The sequence below is a fragment of the Streptosporangium sp. H16 genome (assembly GCF_051918855.1).
Lineage (GTDB): Bacteria > Actinomycetota > Actinomycetes > Streptosporangiales > Streptosporangiaceae > Streptosporangium.
Map to the genome: position 1 here is coordinate 1 of NZ_JBPXMD010000083.1, position 5,762 is coordinate 5,762.

Consider the following 5,762-nt stretch of genomic DNA (forward strand, 5'->3'; position numbering starts at 1 on the left):
TTTAAGACCTGAGGATATGACATTATTTTTCAAAAGACTACGAAAATATATATCAAAACACCTCGACAACAAAAAAATTAAATATATCTATTGTGGAGAATACGGAACATTAAGGCACCGGCCACACTATCACGCAATTATATACGGACTAACACCGGAAGACATACCAGAAGAGACCATACAAAAAATATGGGGAATGGGTAAAGTAGTTGTAGATAAAAACATAGTAACAGAATACGGAATACAATACACCGTGGGATATTGTAGTAAGAAAATACTAGATAGTGTTTCTAAAAGAGAATATTACTATAAACGTGGTAGAATACCACCATTTTTAAGAGTAAGCAAAGGTATCGGAGCAGATTGGGCAACGATACATAGAGACGAATATATGAAAACCGGATATATTACGTGGAAAAAATCAGAGGTACCAATACCGAGATACTATCTAAAGGTATTACAAAAATCAGAAGGGAAAATAATACGCTATAAAACACTTATAGCAGAACGAAACATAACCAATAAGATATATTATCAATCTGATATGAGAATTATACTTAATCCCAACGGGGAATACACTACCAGAATATGGGAACTCCAGAGAGAAAATCTATTAGGCCTCATTAAAGAAGCAGAGGAGAACACAGAAGACCAATACTATTTTGAGACAATAGGATATTACGAAAAAAAATTAGAAGAACTCGACCAAAGAATAATACGCACACACAAAGTATGGAACATCGTTAATAATATGACAGACGAACAACTTATCAAGATATGCAACAATAAGCGCTTCAAAGATGAAATATACAAAAATGAATGGACATCTACAGCTCAAATATGGGATTACAAGGGTATTATGAGTGATGAGTACATCAAAAGCCAAAAGGAGAAAGCCAAACATAAAATACATATACTATTAAACGGGAAATATGGACAACGTCAGGCAATGGAAATCAACCAGACATTACAACGGGAAAACATATAAAGGTGAAGGATAAAGGAACATTGAGGCAAAACGGATAAAGGAACGCAAAAACGCCTTGAACGGGCAACCTGTTAACAATCGCTAACATTCAACGTAATTCGATAAAAAAATATTTTAAAAAAGTTTTTAAAACCTATTGACATATCTTTAAAAGTATGATACAGTTTAGGTATCCTAAGACAGGAGAAGGAGATATACAAATGAAATCATCAACAACAATCTACGCAACATTAAGCATTATGGGTATGAGAAAAGGGAAAGTAGTACACGGAGCAATAGAAATGCACACTTTCAAAAACCTTATTAAATTCCTAGAATGGAAAAACAGTTACAGACTGTATATAGAATTACACGACCGGACATTTGACAAAAATACTCTGATTGTAAGTTTCAGATATTGGGCTAAAGATATAGCCAGCGGGAAAATCATTGAAACCAGTAGCGAAATGCAGAAGGACTTGACAAAAATACGAGAGGCTATTATATATCAGAGAGAGAGACCAGAGCTTAAGAATTATACTTGGCGCGGAGACTTAGGCGGATGGATGAAAAACCAAAACGAACAGGGAGAATTAAACTATGGAGAATTTTAAGCAGGCACTCAAAATATTGGCACCAATATTGACCTTTTTAGGCATATTGATATCTAAAACTTGTTCATAAGGAGGTAAATATGAACGGGAAAAAGAAAGCCATCATCGGCGCAATTCTAGGGGTTATTGGGTTACTAGCAAGCTTTATTGCTACTAACATCGACAAAATTAAAGACATTATAGGGGGCTTACTCTAATGCCGGGGAATTTCGGAACAGCAGAAAACAACAACATTCTGACAGTACAGCAGGCGTATGCGCAGGCTCTTGCCAATGGGTATATGAGCCAATTACAGGCGTACGGAGTTGGACGCGGTATGACTTGTGAAGAGGCAGAAAAACTCGCAATAGACAATATGGGTATCAACATTCACACTCAAGATGTGGACAGATACAAACAAATTAAAGAAGGTATTGACAGCGCAAGAATGAAAGCCCAAAAAGAGGCTTATTTAAATTATGACAATGCGGTGTCAACGGGCGCTAATAAAGTCAAGGAAAAGGCGCCCGCGCCCGTTGACAAAAACGACAACGGGGTACAACCTACAGAGGAGAAATAACCAATGCTTAAAATTTTCGCAGTACAAATCGGCGACAAAGTAGGCAGCTTCGCACCTATTGAACTCAAAGAACAAACACGCAAAGAAATGCAAGCGCTTCTTAAATTCGACGCGACAAAGCTCGACAAGGAGAAAGAAAAGGAGATACTTCAAATCCAAAAGGAACTTAAAACAGCAGTTTTTATTGAGGGCGAAGTAATTAACATTACAGAAGAACCAATCTTCAACAAAAAGACAAAGGAGTAAGTTATGATTAACATCAATGCTTTAAACCAGAATAACAACTATTCACTAGGAAAACCACAGATTAAAACGGTATTTAGTACGCTATCAATGGGAGAAACAACCACAACCAGCGGGAATATGGGAAAACTTATTCCGATATTTTACAAAGAATTGCAACCATCGCAAACAATCAATGCACAGCAGGCAATCAATATTCAGTTTACACCTTTCGTAACAAACTTATTGCACCAAATCAAAGGCGAACTGATTACGTATTTTGTACCGTACCGACTAATATGGAACGAATGGGAAGATTTTGTGACAGGTGGACAAGACGGAACCAAAAATCCTATCATACCTACAGCTAACTTATTCAGTATACTAGAGGAGATACAACATTCAATAATGCCTATTCCGGAAAAATTAAGAGTTGAACTTGTACACCTAAGCCTCGAAAAACAAAATATCCTCGCTAAAAGAATTACAGACTACACAACACAAGGATTAACATCAAAGAAAGAAGCAGCAGAAATAGCGAAAGCATTCGGAAGATTTATGCAAGCAACATTTGCAGAAACGACAGCACCAGAAAACTTTGTATCAGACGACTTGACGAACAGAGTAGAACTATGGGAACGAGCGACACAAGCACTTATGAGAGGATATCCCTACATTTACAAAAGCTCCGTGCCAGACGAACTAGCGACAGAACTCAACGTATATGAAGACTTGATACAAAGAATATTCCAAGGTACACAGTGGGACTATCTAGGATTACCTTTTTCAGTGGCACACCTTGTATATTGGGTATTACTCAAAACAAACACAGTCCAAACAGAAAACAAATACCGCAAAATCAAAGACCACGCGAACAACTGTCTAAAAAAGCAAGTTATGCAATTACCTTTCGACGCATACACAAAAATATACAACGACTGGATACGGTTAGCGGACTGGGAAACAGAGATAAAAACAACACCTTATACCATTGAAGAGGCCAATTATGATTGGGACTATTTCACACGCGCACGAAGATATCAGATACGCGGAGCAATGCCGACAATTCCAGTAATGGGCGGACAAGAGTTTTTAACAAACGACGGAGAAGACAGCCACTACTACGCAAACCTTATCAAAAAAGCAAACGGCGATTATGTATTTGATATCCTAGGGCAAGAAACAACACAACTCGTATTGACGGAAACCCGAACACCAGCAAACAAAGGGAATACCATCGGGGAACTGTTAGAGTCAAAGCAATATACAGAATTTACCGATGTAATGACAGCAGCAGCATTGATGAATTACTTTTCAGCCAATGCACGAATTAGACCGCGATACGCAGAACATCTATTATCACGATGGAACGTACGTATACAAGACGCACGGCTTCAATTATCGGAGTTTGTAGGTATCAATGAAATCAACATAACATCACAAGGAGTTGTACAGACGTCAGCAGGTGGAGCAGACCAAACGCAACAAGGTAACATCACAGGGCAACTATGGGGAAACGGCAGTAATATGCAGATAGGGTATAAAGCACAAGAACACGGAATACTCATTACTCTATTAGTTGTAAAACCGGCAAACAGCTACGAACAAGGATACCCTACGTGGCTACGGAAAAAGACACGATTTGATATGCCTATTCCCGAAATGGTAAACCTACCAGATATGCCAATCAAAAAAGACGAACTCGACCCGTTCGCACACGAAGACGCGATAATCGGATATAAAGCAATTTATGATGAATATCGCACGACCATCAACAAAGTAACGGGACTTTTAAGACCGAGCAACTCTCAAGGGCTTGCAAGCTACACAATGGCACGAAAAATCTTTGACCCAAAAATTGAGACCATTACAAAATGTAGGCCAGACCTAAGCAGAATTAAGCAGTACCTTAAACAGCCGGACTTCATTTTAATGACAGCGATTTCAACACAAACGGCAATACCGTTACCGTACACGTCAGACATTAAATTGATGTTATAAAACACACAAGGCAGGCTTTTGCCTGCCTTATCTTAATTAAGGAGTTAACAAGATGGTAGGAGCAATAATAGGCGCAGTAGTATCATTAGTAGTAGGACTTGCCACAGTAGCAGTAAATGCCGTAAATGGCGCGGCAGACAGAGAGCAAAACCAAAATATAGCTAACCAACAGGCTCAAATAGCACAGCAAGGCAAACAAACGGACTTGCAAATGAACCAGCAAAATATAGAAATGCAGAAGGAAATTAACCAAGCCAACATACAAAACCAAAACGAACAAAATGCTATAATGCGGGCAAGGGAAGATAATGCTATACAACGTAGAGCAAACGACTTACAAGCGGCCGGAATTAACCCACTATTAGCAGGACTACAAGGAGCAAGCGCACAACAAGGCGGGCTTGTAATGCAACAAGCACCAATAGCAGACACTTCGATAGGTAGTCGCTTTGCCTCAAATATGATAGACATACTCAACAATTTCGGAGCAAGAGAACAAGAAAGACGACATCGAACGACCGAAAGTATGCACGAAGTAGGCAGACAAGCGCAAGGACTTACCGGACAGCTCATTGAAATAGTTAAAACAAAAGAAGAACTCAATTTACTAAAAGCTCAATACAACAATCTCAACGCAGACACAAAAAAGAAATTTAAGGAAATTATCAAAATACAAAAGGAAGTAGAGGAAAAAACCGTGAACATTTCAAAGACAAAAGCAGACACAGAATATATCAAAGAGATGATAACCAGCGAACCGCTCAAAAGAGCACTGCTAAAAGCACAAACGGCGGAACATTATCAGAACATCAAAATGTTTCAACAAAAAATCCTCAATATGAAAGAGGAACGAGTAAACGAAGTTATCAGACAAACAGAACTCTTACAGAAGATTGAAATCGACAAAGAGCTTAAAACAAAAATCCAAAAAGAAGTAGAAATACTTATGATACAAGGAGATATTATGCAATTTGAACGAGATATGCAAAAGCTCGATAAAGTAACCAGCACAAGCCGAAGCTATGTAAATATGTTTACTCAAATCATAGGCTCAATCTGGAAATACAAATAATGATTGATACATTGTTCGCAAGATGTCTAAAACCTATTATCCTCAAAAACGCAATTTATCCTTGCGGACAATGTCCACTATGCAGACGTAAGAAAATGCTAGAATGGATACTAAGAGGAACACACGAACTACACACACAAAACAACAAGGCTATATTTGTAACACTCACCTATAAACCTAGATGCCTACCAAGAGAAGGATACAACAGCCTAGAGATACTCAAAAACAATGAAGAGGATATGCAAGGGAATTTAAGACCTGAGGATATGACATTATTTTTCAAAAGACTACGAAAATATATATCAAAACACCTCGACAACAAAAAAA

General features: G+C 38.1%; 7 protein-coding genes. All 7 read left to right on the forward strand.

Annotated features, from left to right (window positions below):
- Window positions 1–988 (forward strand): rolling circle replication-associated protein (locus ACTOQ2_RS43615; RefSeq protein WP_440107873.1); only part of this gene is annotated, 988 nt, incomplete at its 5' end.
- Between the two features lie 155 nt (window positions 989–1,143).
- Window positions 1,144–1,581 (forward strand): hypothetical protein, encoded by a 438-nt coding sequence (locus ACTOQ2_RS43620; RefSeq protein ID WP_440107875.1) that lies wholly within the window; start codon window positions 1,144–1,146, stop codon window positions 1,579–1,581.
- A 196-nt stretch (window positions 1,582–1,777) separates the two neighbouring features.
- Window positions 1,778–2,140 carry a hypothetical protein gene (locus tag ACTOQ2_RS43625; protein WP_369397754.1) on the forward strand — a complete coding sequence of 121 codons (363 nt, stop codon included), beginning with the start codon at window positions 1,778–1,780 and terminating at the stop codon, window positions 2,138–2,140.
- 3 nt (window positions 2,141–2,143) lie between these two features.
- A complete protein-coding gene (locus ACTOQ2_RS43630) occupies window positions 2,144–2,386 on the forward strand; it encodes a hypothetical protein (protein ID WP_369397755.1) in 243 nt (80 codons plus the stop codon).
- Between the two features lie 3 nt (window positions 2,387–2,389).
- Window positions 2,390–4,363, forward strand: a complete 1,974-nt coding sequence (locus ACTOQ2_RS43635; RefSeq protein ID WP_369397756.1) for a major capsid protein — start codon at window positions 2,390–2,392, stop codon at window positions 4,361–4,363.
- A gap of 52 nt (window positions 4,364–4,415) precedes the next feature.
- Entirely contained in the window at window positions 4,416–5,435 is a 1,020-nt protein-coding gene (locus ACTOQ2_RS43640) for a hypothetical protein (protein ID WP_369397757.1), read from the forward strand.
- Window positions 5,435–5,762 (forward strand): hypothetical protein (locus tag ACTOQ2_RS43645; RefSeq protein WP_440107878.1); only part of this gene is annotated, 328 nt, incomplete at its 3' end. The genes ACTOQ2_RS43640 and ACTOQ2_RS43645, both read left to right, overlap by 1 nt.